12 protein-coding genes are annotated in these 16172 nt (G+C 68.0%); 3 read left to right on the top strand and 9 right to left on the bottom strand.

Annotated elements, in window-relative coordinates:
* Positions 1 to 26: 26 nt before the first annotated feature.
* Positions 27 to 1805 carry an AMP-binding protein gene (locus XM1_RS09600; RefSeq protein WP_231920759.1) on the bottom strand — a complete coding sequence of 593 codons (1779 nt, stop codon included), beginning with the start codon at positions 1803 to 1805 and terminating at the stop codon, positions 27 to 29.
* A 193-nt stretch (positions 1806 to 1998) separates the two neighbouring features.
* Positions 1999 to 3165 carry an SGNH/GDSL hydrolase family protein gene (locus tag XM1_RS09595; RefSeq protein ID WP_068433009.1) on the bottom strand — a complete coding sequence of 389 codons (1167 nt, stop codon included), beginning with the start codon at positions 3163 to 3165 and terminating at the stop codon, positions 1999 to 2001.
* Positions 3166 to 3239: 74 nt separating this feature from the next.
* Between XM1_RS09595 and XM1_RS09590 the strand changes: the two genes are divergently transcribed.
* Entirely contained in the window at positions 3240 to 3641 is a 402-nt protein-coding gene (locus XM1_RS09590; RefSeq protein ID WP_068433007.1) for an HIT family protein, read from the top strand.
* 144 nt (positions 3642 to 3785) lie between these two features.
* On the opposite strand, the gene XM1_RS09585 is transcribed toward XM1_RS09590, so the two are convergent.
* From XM1_RS09585 to XM1_RS09560, 6 genes are all read right to left on the bottom strand, one after another.
* Positions 3786 to 6671 (bottom strand): hypothetical protein, encoded by a 2886-nt coding sequence (locus XM1_RS09585; RefSeq protein WP_231920758.1) that lies wholly within the window; start codon positions 6669 to 6671, stop codon positions 3786 to 3788.
* A gap of 252 nt (positions 6672 to 6923) precedes the next feature.
* On the bottom strand, positions 6924 to 8837 hold the full coding sequence (locus tag XM1_RS09580; protein WP_068433003.1) for an ATP-dependent helicase: 1914 nt from the start codon (positions 8835 to 8837) through the stop codon (positions 6924 to 6926).
* Positions 8838 to 8905: 68 nt separating this feature from the next.
* The gene (locus tag XM1_RS09575) at positions 8906 to 9340 is read right to left on the bottom strand and encodes a bacteriohemerythrin (RefSeq protein WP_068433001.1); all 435 of its coding nucleotides are present in this window, start codon (positions 9338 to 9340) and stop codon (positions 8906 to 8908) included.
* Between the two features lie 138 nt (positions 9341 to 9478).
* Positions 9479 to 9904 (bottom strand): bacteriohemerythrin, encoded by a 426-nt coding sequence (locus XM1_RS09570; RefSeq protein ID WP_255360612.1) that lies wholly within the window; start codon positions 9902 to 9904, stop codon positions 9479 to 9481.
* A 53-nt stretch (positions 9905 to 9957) separates the two neighbouring features.
* Complete coding sequence (locus XM1_RS09565; RefSeq protein WP_068432997.1) at positions 9958 to 11739, bottom strand: EAL domain-containing protein; 1782 nt, start codon at positions 11737 to 11739, stop codon at positions 9958 to 9960.
* Between the two features lie 103 nt (positions 11740 to 11842).
* On the bottom strand, positions 11843 to 12868 hold the full coding sequence (locus XM1_RS09560; RefSeq protein WP_068432995.1) for a zinc transporter ZntB: 1026 nt from the start codon (positions 12866 to 12868) through the stop codon (positions 11843 to 11845).
* A 163-nt stretch (positions 12869 to 13031) separates the two neighbouring features.
* Between XM1_RS09560 and XM1_RS09555 the strand changes: the two genes are divergently transcribed.
* Both XM1_RS09555 and XM1_RS09550 read left to right on the top strand, forming a co-directional pair.
* Positions 13032 to 13769 (top strand): ABC transporter substrate-binding protein, encoded by a 738-nt coding sequence (locus XM1_RS09555; protein WP_156428686.1) that lies wholly within the window; start codon positions 13032 to 13034, stop codon positions 13767 to 13769.
* A gap of 70 nt (positions 13770 to 13839) precedes the next feature.
* Positions 13840 to 15354 (top strand): ATP-binding protein, encoded by a 1515-nt coding sequence (locus XM1_RS09550; RefSeq protein ID WP_231920756.1) that lies wholly within the window; start codon positions 13840 to 13842, stop codon positions 15352 to 15354.
* On the opposite strand, the gene XM1_RS09545 is transcribed toward XM1_RS09550, so the two are convergent.
* The gene (locus tag XM1_RS09545; RefSeq protein ID WP_068432989.1) at positions 15328 to 16080 is read right to left on the bottom strand and encodes a sulfite exporter TauE/SafE family protein; all 753 of its coding nucleotides are present in this window, start codon (positions 16078 to 16080) and stop codon (positions 15328 to 15330) included. The two genes, XM1_RS09550 and XM1_RS09545, sit on opposite strands and share 27 nt — an antisense overlap.
* Positions 16081 to 16172 lie beyond the last annotated feature (92 nt).

Genomic DNA, 16172 nt, shown 5'->3' with positions numbered 1-16172 from the left:
GGCCTTTCGGCCCCGTTTTCTTTTGGTCACTCGTCGTCGTAGCGCCCCGGACAGGGCGGCAGGGTGGACAGGATGTCGCCCCCTTCCGGCTCGCCCATGGCCTTGGCCTTCAGCACCCGGCGCATGATCTTGCCCGAATTGGTCTTGGGCAGCTCCTCGACGAAATGAATTTCGCGCGGCGCCATGCCCGCCCCCAGTTCCTGGCGGGCATAGGACAGCAGCTCGGCGCGCAGCGCGTCGCCGCCCTCGAAGCCGGGATTGAGCGAGACGAAGGCCACCGGCACTTCGCGCACCAGCATGTCGGGCTTGCCCACCACGCCGATCTCGGCCACCGCCGGGTGGTCCATCAGGCTGCCTTCCACCTCGAAGGGGCCGATCTGCAGGCCGCCGCACTTGATCATGTCGTCGGCGCGGCCCACGAACCAGATGAAGCCGTCCTTGTCGCGCTTGACCAGATCGCCGGTGAAGTACCAGCCGTCGCGGAAGCAATCGCCATAGCGCGCCTCCTCGCCCAGCGCGCCGGAGAACATGGAGGGCCAGCAGGTGCGGATGGCCAGTTCGCCCACCGCGTCGATGCCGTCCACCGGTTTGGGCGTTCCACCCTCGCAGCGCATGATCATCGCCTCCACCCCCGGCAGGGGGCGGCCCATGCTGCCCGGCCGGCGGTCGGTGCCGGGGCCGTTGGCGATGGTGATGGCGCCGGTCTCGGTCTGCCACCAGGTGTCGAGGAAGGGTACGCCCAGCGCCTTCTGGCCCCACATCACCGCCTCGGCGTTCAGCGGCTCGCCGACGCTGGCGGCCACGCGCAGCGAATTCTCGCGGTACGAACGGGCGAGCGCCGCGCCATAGCGCATCATGGTGCGGATGGCGGTCGGCGTGGTGTACCAGGCGGTCACCTTCTCGTCGTGCAGGATGCCGTACCAGCGCCGGGGCTCCAGCTCGGCCTCGTCGGCGATCAGGGCGGCGCCGCACACCAGCGGCGCGATGATGCCGTAGGAGGTGCTGGTCACCCAGCCGGGATCGGCGGTGCACCAAAACACGTCGGCCTCGGACAGGCCGAACACCTTGCGCCCGGTGACCAGATGGGCCAGCACCGCCCGATGGGGGTGCAGCACGCCCTTGGGCGTGCCGGTGGTGCCGCTGGTGAAATGCAGGAAGGCCGGGGCGTCGGGCTGGGTCGCCACCGCCGCCATGGGCTGGGCGGCAGAAGCCAGGGCCAGCAGGTCGGCGCAGCCCGGCGCAACGTTCGGGGCGGCCCCGTCCTCGCCCACCAGCAGGACATGCCGCAGATGCGGCAGCGCGGCCCGCGACGACGCCACCTTGCGGGCGTAGAGATCGTCGGAGGTGATCAGGATCGCGGCCTTGCCCAGTTCCAGGCGCGCCTTGACCGGGCCGGGGCCAAAGGCGGCGAACAGCGGACAATAGACCCCGCCGGCCTTCCAGATGCCCAGGGCGGCGCCATAGAGTTCGGGAACACGGCCCAGCAGCACGGCGACCGTCTCGCCGGGCTTCAGGCCCAGGTCGGCCAGCACGCGGGCGATCCGTCCGGATTGATCGGCCAGCTGGCCGTAGGTGATGTCGCGGTTGCCCTGGCGGCGGCCCAGCCACCGGACGGCCGTGCGTCCGCCCCGGCCCAGGCCCACCTGGCGATCGGAGCAGACCGCGCCGATATTCAGCGGCGCATCCGGCGCCCCGGCCAATTCGACCAGGGCATCGTTCCAACGGAAAGCGGCGTCATCCCACGCCCCGGCCCCACCCGCCGGAGCCGTTGCGGCAATGGTCTTGCCCGGCTTGGCCGAAACCATGCGTCCTCCCAGACGTTATCTTGATCGACGACCCTCGAGGCGATCTTTGCACCCCGAGTCTCCCGCCCCCGATTGTGGCCGCCATTCTGTCCGCCTCGGCCACTGTGTGCAACAAAAGGAATTGCAGGGCACCGATGCACCGGAGCGATAAATTATGTTGCGGAAGTGCCGCATCGCGAAACGCTACCGGAGGTTATTTTCCGGCCAGCATCCCGCCATCGACCAGCACCGAGGCGATGCGTTCGCCGATGACCTTGTTGAAGGCCGGCGAATAATGGGTGGCGTCGATATAGGCGTTGCCCTCGGCGGGCTCCAGCTCGGCCAGCCACAGCAGCCCCTTGTCCCACAATTGCCCGGCGGCCTTCATGTCGGCCATCCGGGGATAGCCGCGCGCCGCGTTCATGTGATAGCCCAGGGCCTCTTCCTTGACCGGAAAGGGCCGCTTGCGGTTGTCATAGGAATAGGTGGGCACCGGCTGCTGCACGAACAGCGCCCGAAATCCCATGCGCTCGGCCAGGGCGTCGATCATGCGGCGATTGGCGTCGAGGCGGCGGACAACGGCGTCCACCTCGGAATCGGTCTCGCAAAAACGCCCCCATTCGCGCACCAGCACCGACTTGTCGCCGGCCAGATGGCGGATCATCTGCATCACGTGCGAGCGGGCGGCCAGATCGCGCCACAGGGGCAGACGCGACCGGGCGCCGGTGATCTGGCTCAGGCGGTCGTTCCAGGCGCTGCTGTCGGGAACGGCGCAATGATAGAAGTCGGCGTCGCCGTCGATGAACACCGCGATATCGGGCTTCACTCCCACGGTCAGCAGCCGTTCCAGGGCGATGCGCTCCTGGGTGGAGTAGTAGGAAACGGTGCCGAAGTTGAACACCTTGACGTCGCCGCGTCCCACCGCGCCCAGCGCCTGTTCCAGATAGGCGGGGATGGTTTCGGAATCGGCCACCCCGGCCCCCAGCGTGGTCGAGGCGCCGAAGACGAAAACCTTCGGCCCCTCCGCCGCCAGATCGGGCAGAGCGCCGCCATTGCCCCGGACGCCGTCATCGGTGACGGTGAAATGAGCGCTCTGATACGGCGCGGTGCGATACTCCACGAAGGGGGTGTAGACGGTGTCGAACTGCCGCCAGCCCTGCTTCAGGATGGCGCGATAGCGGGCCACGTCGGTGGTGTTGTAAAGCTTCCCCAGATCGTCGTCGGACAGATTGGCGGCAAAGACCGGACGCTTGTCGCGGATCAGCTTCACCGCCCAGCCGGCCAGAAATTCCAGACTCCCGACGCCAAGCGCCACCACGAGCAGAATCAGGCCCAGTCCCGAGAACAATCGGCGGAACGGATTGGTGCGATGGCGGCGCATTTGAAAGCCCTTTCGTCAGCGGCGCTTCCTGATACCTTGAACACCAAGGCCGGCGCAACGTGGAGACTGAATGCATGTTTGAGATCAACTCCAGGATTCAGGCCGATACCGTGCCGGTAACCCAGTGGCCGCTGTGCAGCGTCCTCTTGATGAACGACAGCACCTATCCCTGGCTGCTGCTGGTGCCACGGCGCGAAAGCGTGGTGGAGATCACCGACCTGGAGGCCCAGGACCGCGTCACCCTGCTCGACGAGATCGCGCGGGCCTCGACGGCGCTGCGCCAGGCCGTTTCCCCCCACCGCATCAACATCGCCGCGCTGGGCAACGTGGTGGCCCAGCTGCACGTCCACGTCATCGCGCGCAACACCGACGACGCCTCCTGGCCCAAGCCGGTCTGGGGCGCGGTTCCCGCCCGCCCCTACGGCCCGGAGGAGTTGGAGGCGCGGCTGGCCCAATTGCGGGCGGTGCTGGGGTAAAACGGGGCTCCCGCCCCGTACCCCGGTTGGAGGCCAAGCCTCCCTTTTATTTATGAATCAAAATGGGGTTCGGGCGATAGCCCGATCATAGAAAAACGGCGCCGGATCACTCCGGCGCCGTTTTCATTGGACCCAGGCCACAGCCTATTCCAGGCGGCCCAGCGAGCGGGCCAGGACCAGGTACAGCTTGCCCACCTCGGACGAGGTGAAGGTGCCGGTCAGCACGTCCTGGTGATCGGAATTGCGGGCCTGGTTGAGCAGGGCCTCGAACTCCGCCAGATAGCGGGTGACGTATTCGCGGAAATCGCCGTCGTCCTCGAACTTGTTCTTGATGGACGCCATCTGGTGCTTGTCGAGATTCTTGAGGATCTTGCGCACGAAGATGGACTGGTCGCCGGCGTGGAATTCGCGCCAGGCCTTTTCGTCGATGTTGGCGTTGAAGATGCGGCCGATGTCCACCGACAGCGACTGCAGCTTCTCGACGATGAAGGCGGCGTTCTGCAGGAAGTGCTCCACCGACAGCTGGGCGCGCTTCTCTTCCAGCTGGGCGCCCCGGATCTCGGCCAGCTTGGAGGCGTTGACCAGTTCCTCCACCTGACGCGAGAAGCTGTTGGAGAAGCTCTCGGCCTGCTGGGCCAGACGGTCGCCGGTGATGCCCAGGTCGTTGGACTTGGTGCGCACCATCTCGAAGGCGGCTTCCAGCTTGGCGCCGGTCCGTTCGGTGGTCTCCTGCATCTCGCTGGCGTGGCGGCGCAGGCCGTCGCCGGCCGAGCGCACCTGGGCGGTGATCCGCTCCGCCGAGGCGGTGAGCTCGCGGATGCCGGCGCGCAGCATGTCGCCGGCGGCGGTGACCTGGGCGGCGGTCTTGTTGGAGGCTTCCTCGAAATCGCGGCTGATGGAGCGCAGCGCGTCACCCGCCGTCTGCGACTGGGCGAAGACCTGCTGGGCGGCTTCGCCCAGCTGCACCGCGTTCTGCTGGATGGAGGAGCCGAAAGCCTTGAGCACGTCCGACGAATCGTCGGCGACGCGGGCCAGGGACTGGGCCTGGACGCGCAGCGCCTCGCCCACCGCGCCGACCGACGCCTCGGCCTGATCGGCGCTGGCCACCACCTGCTCGGTCTGCTTGCGCAGCACCTCGGTGGCGGCGCGAACGCGCGAGCCCAGCTGGTCGGAGACGTTCTGCAGCTGCTCGGAGCGCTTCTCCAAGAGTTCGGCCACGCCGCCGGAATCCGAGATCGCCTTGACGGCGGCGGCGGACACGTCGGTGGTGCGCTGGCGCAGCGTCTCGCCCACCGCATCCAGCTCGACGCCGACCTTGGACGAGGTGGCGATCAGGTCGTTGGTGCCCTGGCGCAGCGTGTCGGCGATGGTCTTCACCTTGGCCATCACCTGATCCGAGGTGGCGATCAGGTGGCGCGACTGCTGGTTCAGCGAGGCTTCCGACAGCTTGGACTGGGTCGAGACCACGTTGGCGGCGTCGGCCAGTTCGTCCGCCTGCTTCCGGAGCGAGGTGCGGATGTTCTCGGCCTGGGCGGCGGACTTCTCGGCGCCCTTGTTGAGGTCCTCGATATAGAGGCGCAGCGTCTCGGAGACCTCGCGGCCGCGGGCGGTCATCTGGTCCGAGGCGGCGGCGACGGCGCGGGTCTGGCCCTGGAAGGCCTCGCCCACCTCGCGCACCCGGGCCATGGCCCGCTCGGCCGCCTGGTCCACGTCGTCGCGGCGCTGGACGAACACTTCGCCCACCGCGCCCAGCTGGCTGGACGCGTCGTCGGCGGCGGTCTTCAGGTTGTCGGTGTGGCGCGCCAGGGTTTCCTCGATCTCGCGGAAACGGCCCATGGCCTGATCCGAGGCGGAGCCCAGCTCGCGCGACTGCACGCCCAGGGCTTCCTCGACGATCTTGACGCGCGACAGCACGCGCTCGGTGATCTGGTCGAGGCCGGTGGCCTGCTGCTGCAGCGAGGCGGAAATGCGGGCGGTCTGCTCGGCCAGACGCTCGGCGGCCTGGTCGAGGTCGGTGTTCTGGCGGGTGAACAGGCTTTCCAGCGCCTCGACCCGCTCGGCCAGGGAATTGGCGACCACTTCGGTGCGGGTGGTGGCCTGCTCGGCCGAGCTGCCCAGCTGGCTGCTCTGGCGCTCGAACATGGAAACCACCTGCTCGGCGCGGGCGACCGCCGCCTGGGAGACCTTGTCCAGGGACTCGGCCTGGGTGCGGACCTGCTCGGCCACGGTGTCGGCGCGCGACGCGGCGCGGGCCGAGGTGGTGTCGATGCTCTCGATCTGGCCGCGCAGCAATTCGCCGAACTCGCGGATGCGATGGGCCGAGGTGTCGGTGACGGTGGTCAGGTCCTGGGTCTGCATGCGCAGCAGGGTTTCCACCTCGCGGGCCCGGGCCGTGGCGCCGTCGGCGGCCTGGGTCAGGCGGTCCACTTCCTTGCGCAGCGCCTCGACCGCCGTCTGGGCTTCGTCGTTGACGCGGCCGACCACGCCGGTCATGGCCTCGATCTGCGACGCCATGATCTCGCGCACGGCCTCGCCCTTGGCGGCGGCCTCGGTGGAGGCGTTGGTCAGGTCGCGGGCCTGGGCGCGCAGGGATTCGGCGATGCGCGACACCCGGCCTTCCGCGCCCTCGGCGGGATAGGTCAGGCGGGCGAGCTGCTCGCGCATCTCGGCCGACAGCGAGCGCAACTCGCGGCCCCGGTCGAAATAGGCGACCAGCAACCAGAGGAAGGCCAGCGGCAGGAAGGCCGCGCCGACCATGCCGCCGATCTCCTGGGGCTGCATGAACAGCAGGTTGCCCCAGCCGATGGAGGTGTTGGCCCAGTAGCCGCAAAGCCCGATCCAGGCGACGGTCACCAGCAGGGCGAGCAACTGGGAGGACTTTCCGCCCGAAGACGGCGCCTCGCCACCGGACGACAGCGGTTCGGGCCGAAGGACCGCCAGAGGGGGCGCCACCGGGGTCGCCGCGTCCTTGGCCTCGGTCTCGCCGGCACCCATCCCCTGCGCCGCCGCCTCGGTCTCGCCTCTGGTCATGTTTGTATCGCCCATGAGTCCGCCCTGACCTTCGTGAAAATTCACCACTCGCCGTCCACCCGAGCCATCCGCCGACGCCTTGGGCGCGGACGGATCGCAGCAAAAAAGGCGGCGCGGCTCACAAGCCGCTTCCGCATCGTCCTCCCAGAATTTGGGCGGGACTTGCCCCCCTCCCCCGGACCTTGGACAGCGCTAGGCAGGATGCCCTGTTCACGGGGGAAAATCAAACACTCCCTACCCCTGCCCAAGGCCCTATGCGCGCGTCCTGCGGGACGGGGACCGCCCCTTGCGCATCGGGGCCGCGGCCTTCAGTTCGGGACGGAGCCGGAGCGGCTTGGGCGCCCTTGTCTCGGGGAGCGGGGCGGCGTGCAGAAGCGCCCGGCTCCGGGCGTCGTGATAGCGCACCTGATCCTCGTCCAGCCCGCCGATCATCTCGGCGATGTAGGGCGATGGGCGGGCGGCGGCCCGCCGCAGGGCGGCAAACGACAGCACCAGCCAGCGCTTGGCCCTGGTGGCGGCCACGTACATCAGGCGGCGCTCCTCCTCGAGATCGGGCGAGGAATCGTGGGGCATCAGGTCTGCCTCGCAGCCGGCCACCACCACCGCCGACCATTCCAGCCCCTTGGCGCCGTGAATGGTGGACAGCACCACCGCGTCGCCTTCGGTCTCGGCCCGGCGCAGCGAGCGCCGCTGCTCCTCCATCCTCGCGACGAAGGCGGCGGCGCCGTCGCATTCGGCCGCCAGGTCGGCGGCGGTGAAGGCCAGATCGCGCCATTGCAGCCCTTCTTCCCCCGGCGGACGCGCCGTCGCCGAGACCAGACGCCCCACCTGACGGCACAGCGCCGGCCAGGGCACGTCGGCGTCGATCTTCTCGGGGGCCTGTTGCAGCAGGCGATCGACGCGCTTGCCATGGCCCAGCATGGCCCGGGCGTCCATGTCCTTGGGGTCGGCGAGCAGACGGGCCAGCCCGGCGACAAGGCGCACCGGCCCCAATTGCCAGAACTCGCCCGCGCCGCGCACCACCAGGGGCACCCCCGCCTCGGCCAGCCGGATCTGGATGCGCGAGCCCACATGGCCGGCGCGGTAGAGCACCGCCATCTCGCGCCAGGGCATGCCGCGCCCGGCCAGTCCCCGCACCACGCTGAGCACGTATTCGGCCTCGGCCTCGTCGTCGTCCAGCCCGGCGATGGTCATCGCCAGACGCGAGGCGCTGCGGGGAACCTGATCCTTGGCGTGACGCTTGCGGTTGGCGCCGATCAGGGCGCCGGACGCGGCGACGATGGTGGCGGTGCTGCGGTAGTTGCACGACAGGCGATACAGCGCGGGATCGGGCCATGCCGCCTCGAAGCCTAAGATGAAGGCGGGATCGGCCGAGCGCCAGGCGTAGAGGCACTGGTCGTCGTCGCCCACCGCCCACAGCCGCGCGCCCTGGTCGCGCAACAGGCGCAGCATGCGCTCCTGGGCCGGGTTGATGTCCTGGTACTCGTCGATCAGCAGGTGATCGAAGAAGCCGGCGAGGCGCGCCCGATAGGCCTCGTCGGCCTCCAGCCCGCGCACCAGTTCCATGATCAGGTCGCCGAAATCGAAGCCCCCTTCCTCGGCCAGCGCCTTCTGGTAGCGGCCATAGGCCTCGGCCGCCTCCAGCAGGGCGGAATCATTCCTGGCCTTGGCCTCGGCCAGCGCCGCCGCCGGGTCCATCAGCCTGTCCTTGTAGGCGCCGAACACGTCGCCGGGCTTGCGCACGTCGTCGCCGAGATAGAGGCGGTGCCGGGCGATCACCCGGGCGCAGGCCTGCTCGTCGAACACCTTGAAGGGCGGACAGCCGGGCGGCGGGTGACGCTGCAGCAGCCGCAAGGCCATGCCGTGCAGGGTGGCGATGGGCATGCGGCGAAAGAATTCGGGCTCGATCCCCCGCCCCGTCGCCTCCAGGCGGGCGCCGATGCGCTCGCGCAGTTCGCCTGCGGCCCGCGCCGTGAAGGTGGATACGAAAATGCGCGCGGGCTGCGCCCCCCGCTCGAGAAGATGGAGGTAGCGCCCCACCAGGGTGGTGGTCTTGCCCGTCCCCGGCCCGGCCAGGACCAGCACGGATCGCGCCTCGGCCTCGGCGGCCAGACGCTGTTCGGGATCAAGGGGAAGTTCGGCCGCCGACGGGGCAGGGTCGCTCATGGCCGGCAGAGTAGCGACGGGACCGGACGGTTACAACGCCGCTTGCGCCGCTCCTCGGCACTTGGGTCCTAGCACTTGGGCTCCAGCACCCGGCGGGTCACCGCCCAGCGGCCCAGCGGGCGGTCGCAACGCTGGGCGTGCTCCACCACCCAGTGGGCGATGAAGTCGTGGACCTTGACGGCGTCCTTGTCGGCGCAGACCTGGGCATGCAGCATCACCCCCAGGTGATCGAGCAGGCCGGCATGGTCGTCCAGATGGCGCCGCGCGTCGGGATAGGCAGATTCGGCCATCACCTCTTCCTGCTGGGCGAAATTGCGCTCCACATAGCGCATGATCGCCTGGATGCGCGAACAGCGGCTGAAATCGCAATCGCCGCGCCCGGCCATGCCCCGACGGCATTCGACGCCCGGCTGGAACACCCGGCCGAGCAGGAAGCGCAGCCCCTCGTTCCCGGCATCGATCGCGGGCACGCCGGTCTCGTGTCCCTGAGTAAGGGGCGCCATTGGACCTCCTCGCCTTCCCTGGAATACTTTTATTTCTTTTGAGGGAAAACATAGCAGGATAGGCCCGAAATATCAATCAAGGCCCCATATGCAACATTATTTTTGCACGTGCGAAGGGATACTTTGGCAGGGAGAAGCTTAGGCACCACCAACCAGGAAGGGGCGGTATTCGAAATCCTCGATTTCGATGTGGTGAATCAGCCAGCCGGTCAGGAAACCGTGCAGGTCGCGGGCGGCGTTCTCCATTCCAGCGGCGGTCAGGGCCGCGGCCATGTCGGCGACCCGCATGGCGATGGTCTGGTGGGAATGGCGGTGCAATTCGAGGAAGGGGAAGCCGGCCCGCTCCATCATGGCCTCCTCCTCGGCGAAGTGATAGGCGATGTAGCTGTTCAACTCGGCGAAGACCGTCCCAAGGCCGTCGAGGGTCAAGCCCCCCTCCTCGACCATTGCGGCGATCCGGGCCAGCAAGGAGAACAGATGGCGGTGATGCTCATCAAGCGTGGGAACCCCGACGCTCAAGCTATCCGTCCACGCCAGCACAATACCCCCCTTAGCGACCTTCATCGGTCCTGCATTAAGACCAGCGACGAAGGAATTCAACATACAAGTCGTGACGCCTAAGTGCCGGAGGCGTTGCCGTTGCCGGTCCCGTTGCCGAAGAACAGCAATCCGTTGCGCCATTGGGTGAGCGGCGTCGCCCACGGCGCCTTGTTGCCGTGCAGCTTGGGCGACGGCCGCATGGGCTTGCCGAAATAATAGCCCTGGCCGTAACGCACGTTGTAGACCCGCAGCAGGTTGGCGGTGGCCTCGTCCTCGATGTGCTCGGCGATGGTGGCTACCCGCAACTCGCGGCACAGCTGGGTGATGGCGCGCAGGAAGGGCAGCGAATCCCCCTTGCCCGCCGCCTCACGCACATAGGAGCCGTCGATCTTGACGTGGTCGACCTTTAGGCCGCGCAGATAGTGGAACGCCGCCGCCCCGGCGCCGAAATCGTCGATGCCCACCGGATGGCCGCGCCCGCGGATTTCCTGGATGACGGCGTTGGCCGCCACCAGGTCGGCGATGGCCGAGCTTTCCGTCACCTCGAACAGCAGCCGGCCGCGCAGGTCGGAGGCGGCGTGAATCATCTGCAGCAGACGCGCCGCCATGCTGGGGCTGGACAGCGAGCGCCCCGACAGGTTGACGGCGAAGCGCAAGGACGGTTCCGAGCCCACCCCCTGGCGCATGAACTCGATGGCGCGCGCACAGATGGCGAGGTCCAGTTCTCCCACCAGGCCGGTGTCCTCGGCGAACACCACGGTGCTGTAGGGGGAATTGCCGCTGCCGCCGAAGCGCACCAGGCATTCGAAGTGGTGGACCGCGTTGCTCCACAAATCGACGATGGGCTGGAAGTGCAGCTGGAAGTCGCCCTTGCCGATGGTCTCCTTGACCTCGCGCATCTTGGACACGGTCTGCGACAAGGTCGGACGCGCCATGGCCGACAATTCGTGGATGGTGGCGTCGCTGTCGGTGGTGAAGCGGTTCAGGGTGTAGATCAGCGCGCTGGTGGCTTCCTGCGCCGAGATGCCGCCGCCGTCGATGGCCACCGAGGCGGATTCAGGCGCCATGGGCGCGCCCATCACCTGCTGGGCCAGGCCGCTGATGGCGGTCTCGATCTCGCCGGCGGTGACCTCGGGGCCGTGGATCAGGCCGTACTTGCTGTTGCCCAAATCGGCGGCGGCCCCGCCGCCCACCGAACACTGGCGCAGGTAATCGGTGAAGCGGGAGATGAAGTCGGCGGTGGCCTCGGCGCCCACCTTGCTGCGCAGCTCCGCCAGTTCCGGCAGGTCCAGCAGGGTCATGCGATAGGATTCGTCGCCGTCCTTGGCGCTTTCCTTGATCAGGTCGCCCGCCAGGGCCTCGAAGCCCTCGCGCCCCAGCAATCCGGTGTCCTTCTGGCGGATTGTGGGCGACATCAGCGTGCCGGAATGGGTCAGCACCAGCAGCAGGCGGCCCTGATGGTCGGGATGGGGATAGCCCGACAGCGCCACCGGCGTGCTGCCGCCGCCCGGCAGGCTGACGTGCAGCAGGGTGTGGCGGACGCGGTCGCCCTTGGCCATGCGCTTCAGGGCGTTGCGGACGCGCGACTGGTCCTCGGAGCGGATCAGTTCGGGAAGGGTCATGGAGGCCAGCAGGCGGGCCGGACGCCCGACCAACGACATGGAGGCGCCGATTGCGAAGATGATCCGCCCATCGTGGTCGGCTTCCATCAGCAGGTCGGCGGCGGCGAAGGCGAAGGCGACATAGGCCTCCTGCGGCGGCCCCAGAGCCGAGGCGGCCTTGCCCTTGCGGCGGGCGTGCCCCGCCCCGCCGTCGGGCACGGCCCCGCCGCCGTCGCCGCTGTCGTCGGCCTTCTTCATCGTTCCCCGACCCCAAATTCCGGGCGATATCCCCGGACACCTTATGCAAATTGCACAAATCCGTGAGCAACAAAAAGAAACGATTTATTTCATTGCCGCCTGACTATAGCCATTTGATCCACTTCAGGATCAGGTAGGTGACCGGCATCATGCCCAGCACCGCCCCGCACAGGATCAGGAAAGCCAACGGTTCCTGGGCTCCCGGGATGCCGCCGATATTGGTGCCCATCATGCCGGCCAGCAGCGAGGGCGGCAGCACCATGGCGGCCAGCGCGGTCAGGCGGTTGGACGACTGGGCGGCGCGCTCGGCCACCAGATTGGTGAAATCCTCGTGCAAGATGGTGGCGCGCTGGCGCATTTCGTCCAGATCCTCGATATGGCGGATCAGGCGGTCGTTGACCTCGCGCAGGCGCATCTTGGCCTCGGGGTCGAGCCAGCTGGCGTCGTCGTGGCGCAGGCGGTAAAGGGCGTCGCGCTGGGGTGCCAGATAGCGGCGCAGCTGCACCACCTTGCGCCGGGCCGAGGCGATGTCCTCACGCAGGTCGGTACCGGCCAGCCCCTCGCCGATGCGGTCCTCCAGATCGGAAATGCCGTCCTCGATCTCGTCGGTGAGAATTCCCAGATGGTCCACCACCTTCTCGGCGATGCGGGCCAGCAGGGCACCGGCGGTGCGCGGTCCCTTGCCCATCATCATGGCGATCCGCAGGTCGCGCAGCGCGTTCAGCGAATGGTCCTTGTCGCGCAGCGAGATGCAGCGGTCCGCCTCGATCCAGATGTGGACGGGGACCAGTTCGGTCTCGGCCGTCGGGTCCTCGCCCTCGCCGGCGCGGGCCTTGTTGACGCCGCGCAGCACCACCATCAGCGCGTCGCCCACATCCTCGACCCGGGGCCGCGATTCCTCGGCGGTCAGCGCCATGGCCACCAGCGGATCAATGCCGGAGCGCTCGCACAGCCAATGGGAGGCCCGGGGCTCGTCCCGCTCCAGGTGAACCCACAGGAAGCCGTCGGCCGGCCGCCAGGTCTCCACCTCGGGCCAGCGCAGGTCGCGGACGCCGCCGTCGGGACCGATCAGCATGGCGAAACGCAGGCCCGGTTCCAGCCCGGCGTGCAACTCCTGGTCCATGGCCATGCCGGCCCCTCCTCGCTGCGGCGTCGAAAGCGAGGATATGCCCCCCGGAACAGGAAAACCATCGGGAAACACAAGAGGCCGGATGACGAGTCCGTCGATTGTGAAGTTTCGGCTCTTGCGGTATTCTCGACGAAGACTTCAGGAAATGAAACGGAGACGGATGATGAGCGGACGCGGATCATCCCTCTTTCTGGCGGGAATTCTTCTGGTCATTTGCGGCACGGCAGCAGCCGAACCCCGCACCCTGGAATACTCCTATCCTGATCAATCGGTCTGGACCACCCGCCTGGACGCAAGGGGCGAACCCGACAATCCGTTGTTGCGCCTCGCCGCGCCGCTGTTCAAGCAGGCCGGCATTCCCTGGCGGGCGCGCGGACTGCCGGCGGCGCGCATGTTCGAGCATCTGCGCGACGGACAGACCGACTTCTCCATGCTGGTCAAGGGCGCGGCGCTGGAAAAGTGCTGCCTGATCAGCAAGCGGCCGGTGGCCGGCACCGAACTGCGGGTCTACCGCCGCAAGGACCTGCCCCCCGTCACCTCGCAGGAAGGCCTGGCCGGCAAGGAGGTGATCACCGTCCACGGCTACAGCTATGGCGGCATCCTGGCCTATATCAAGGACCCCGCCAACCGGGTCGGCAACAATCCCACGGTCAGCCACGAATCCGCCTTCGCCATGCTGGAACGCGGGCGGGCCGGGTATCTGCTGGACTATGCCGGTCCCGCCCAGGAAATCCTGGCCGAACGCCCGATCCGCGACCTGGAGTTCGACGTCATCGACCGGCTCGACGTCCATCTCGTCCTCAGCCGCTCCTATCCCGACGCCGAGGCGGTGATGGCCAGACTGGAAGCCATCGCCGAAACCTTGCGGGTCGATGGCGTCCCCAGACCAAATCCAAAGTAGGCCATGCGAATGTTTTAGGCTCGTATCCATTCCGGGATACGGGTAGGCTGCGCGCACCATGATGATGATGATGCTCCGCAAGAAAGGGCGCGAAAACAAGATCGGCCGTCGCCTGATCGTGCTGATTGTCGCCTTCAGCTCTTTTTTGGCCATCCTGGCGACAGGCTATCAACTACTTCACGAATACCAGCAGCAGCGCGCCGACATGGACGACCAGCTGGAGAACGTCCGCATCTTCCTGCCACCCATCACCGGCAGCGTCTGGACCTTCGACGAACGCCAGATCACCCTGGCGCTGGACGCCCTGACCCGGCTTTCCCATGTGGAATACGCGGTGATCACCACCGTGGACGGCCGCAACGTGTGGACGGCCGGAGCCGTCGCCTCCAAGCGGCACATCCACCGCCAGTACGACCTGTCCCGCGAGGTGCGGGGCGAAACCCGCCAGCTCGCCACCATGGAGGTGACGGCCAGCCTGGACGGCATCTACGACCGCCTGCTGGGCCAGGCCGTCGCCATCTTGGTCAGCAACGCGCTCAAGACCTTCCTGGTGGCGGCGTTCATGTACGTGATCTTCAGCCGCATCGTCACCCGCCGGGTGGAGGAACTGGCCCGCAACGTCGGCAGGCTGGTGCCGGAATCCCTGGTCTCCCAGGCCTCGCTGTTCGACGAGACGCTGGGCTTTCCCGAAAACGGCGACGAGATCGACCGCCTGCGCTGGGCCTACGACAACATCGCCCGCCAGCTGAATCTGGCGGTGCAGGACCTGCACGACCGCAACGACGAGCTGCGGCACGAAATTCACGAGCGCACCCGGGCGGAAAGCGACCTGCAGGAGGTCATCGCCGAGTTGTCGCGGACCAATGCCGAGCTGGAGCGCTTCGCCTATGTGGCGGCCCACGACCTGCAGGAGCCGGTGCGCGGGCTGGTCAGCTTCTCGCAATTGCTCGAGCGCAAGTGCCGGGACAATCTGGGCGACGAAGGCCGGGACTACCTGCGCTTCATCGTCAACGAGGCGCTGCGCATGTCCAATCTGGTGCGCGACCTGCTGGAATACAGCCGGGCCGGCGGCGCCGGCCTCGCCCTCGAGGCGGTGGATTGCGCCGCCATGGTGGACGACGAGAGGGAAAGCCTGCGCCCGCTCATCGAGCAGAAACAGGCCGAAGTCCAGCGGGGCGAGCTGCCCAGTGTCCAGGCCGACGGCGCCCAGTTGCGCCAGGTTTTCCACAACCTGATCGGCAACGCCCTCAAATATTGCAGCGAAGCGCCCCTGATCCGGGTGGAGGCCGAGCGCGACGGCGACGCCTGGCGTTTCGCGGTCAGCGACAACGGCATCGGCATCGATCCCCAGTACCACGACTATGTCTTCGAGGTGTTCCGCCGCCTGCACACCGGCATCGCCTATCCCGGCACCGGCATCGGCCTGGCCATCTGCAAGCGCATCGTGGAAAGCCACGGCGGCCGCATGTGGCTGGCTTCCGCCCCGGGCCAGGGCACCACCTTCTTCTTCACCCTGCCCGACCGGGCGGCGGAGGAGGAGGAGAAAGAGGCGGAACCGTCAGCGCCCGGCCAGCACGGCCAATGAGGTCGCTGCCAGCATCACGGCGAACAGCCGCCGCATGACGGTCTCGGGAAAGGCGTGGGCCAGGGCGACACCGGCCGAGACGCAGGCCATCCCCCCCAGGCCGAGGGCGGCACCGATTCCCCAGTCCACATTGCCGGCCCGCGCATAGGACAACAGCGCCGCCGCCGAACAGGGCAGCACCAGGGCCAGGGCCAGACTCTGGGCCGCCCGCTGATCCAGCCCGAACCAGCGGATCAGGAGCGGCGTCGCCACCAGCCCGCCGCCCACGCCCAGCAGGCCCATGCTGCCGCCGCCGGCCAGCCCCACCAGCGGGATCAGCGCCGGGCGGACCCGGCCGCCGCCGCCGCCGGACGATGCGGGGCGGATCATGCCCCAGGCGAGGACGGCCAGGAACCCGGCGAACAGCAGCCGCAGCACGTGCTGGTCCAGGCCCTGGGCCAGCTGCGCCGCGCCATAGGTGGTCAGCGTTCCCACCACGGCGAGGCGCAGCGCCACGCCCAATCCGACGGGATTGCGCCGCATGTAGCGCCACCAGGCAGCCAGCAGGTTGGGCACCATCATCACCAGGGCGGTGCCCTGGGCCAAGGCCTGATCCATACCGTAGACGGAGGCCAGCAGGGGAATGGCGATGATGCCGCCGCCGATACCGAACAGGCCGCCCAGGAACCCCAGGGCGCCGCCCAGCAGCAGCATGGGCATCAGGGAGAGAAGCAGGGACACGGTCACGGGGGCTGCCTTCGCCGATCAGGAACGCCCCATGATTATCCTTGCCACAGACGCAATCAATGGCGTCAAATTCACGATACTAATGCGTTTGG

Source organism: Magnetospirillum sp. XM-1, from assembly GCF_001511835.1.
Taxonomy (GTDB): domain Bacteria; phylum Pseudomonadota; class Alphaproteobacteria; order Rhodospirillales; family Magnetospirillaceae; genus Phaeospirillum.
The sequence above is the reverse complement of the archived record's forward strand: the minus strand, read 5'-3'. Positions and strand labels throughout refer to the sequence as shown.

Excerpts from the sequence above, each read along its gene's own strand:
- XM1_RS09600 (WP_231920759.1), bottom strand. The coding sequence starts at position 1,805 with ATGGTTTCGGCCAAGCCGGGCAAGACCATTGCCGCAACGGCTCCGGCG.
- XM1_RS09595 (WP_068433009.1), bottom strand. The coding sequence starts at position 3,165 with ATGCGCCGCCATCGCACCAATCCGTTCCGCCGATTGTTCTCGGGACTG.
- XM1_RS09590 (WP_068433007.1), top strand. The coding sequence starts at position 3,240 with ATGTTTGAGATCAACTCCAGGATTCAGGCCGATACCGTGCCGGTAACC.
- XM1_RS09585 (WP_231920758.1), bottom strand. The coding sequence starts at position 6,671 with ATGACCAGAGGCGAGACCGAGGCGGCGGCGCAGGGGATGGGTGCCGGC.
- XM1_RS09580 (WP_068433003.1), bottom strand. The coding sequence starts at position 8,837 with ATGAGCGACCCTGCCCCGTCGGCGGCCGAACTTCCCCTTGATCCCGAA.
- XM1_RS09575 (WP_068433001.1), bottom strand. The coding sequence starts at position 9,340 with ATGGCGCCCCTTACTCAGGGACACGAGACCGGCGTGCCCGCGATCGAT.
- XM1_RS09570 (WP_255360612.1), bottom strand. The coding sequence starts at position 9,904 with ATGAAGGTCGCTAAGGGGGGTATTGTGCTGGCGTGGACGGATAGCTTG.
- XM1_RS09565 (WP_068432997.1), bottom strand. The coding sequence starts at position 11,739 with ATGAAGAAGGCCGACGACAGCGGCGACGGCGGCGGGGCCGTGCCCGAC.
- XM1_RS09560 (WP_068432995.1), bottom strand. The coding sequence starts at position 12,868 with ATGGCCATGGACCAGGAGTTGCACGCCGGGCTGGAACCGGGCCTGCGT.
- XM1_RS09555 (WP_156428686.1), top strand. The coding sequence starts at position 13,032 with ATGAGCGGACGCGGATCATCCCTCTTTCTGGCGGGAATTCTTCTGGTC.
- XM1_RS09550 (WP_231920756.1), top strand. The coding sequence starts at position 13,840 with ATGCTCCGCAAGAAAGGGCGCGAAAACAAGATCGGCCGTCGCCTGATC.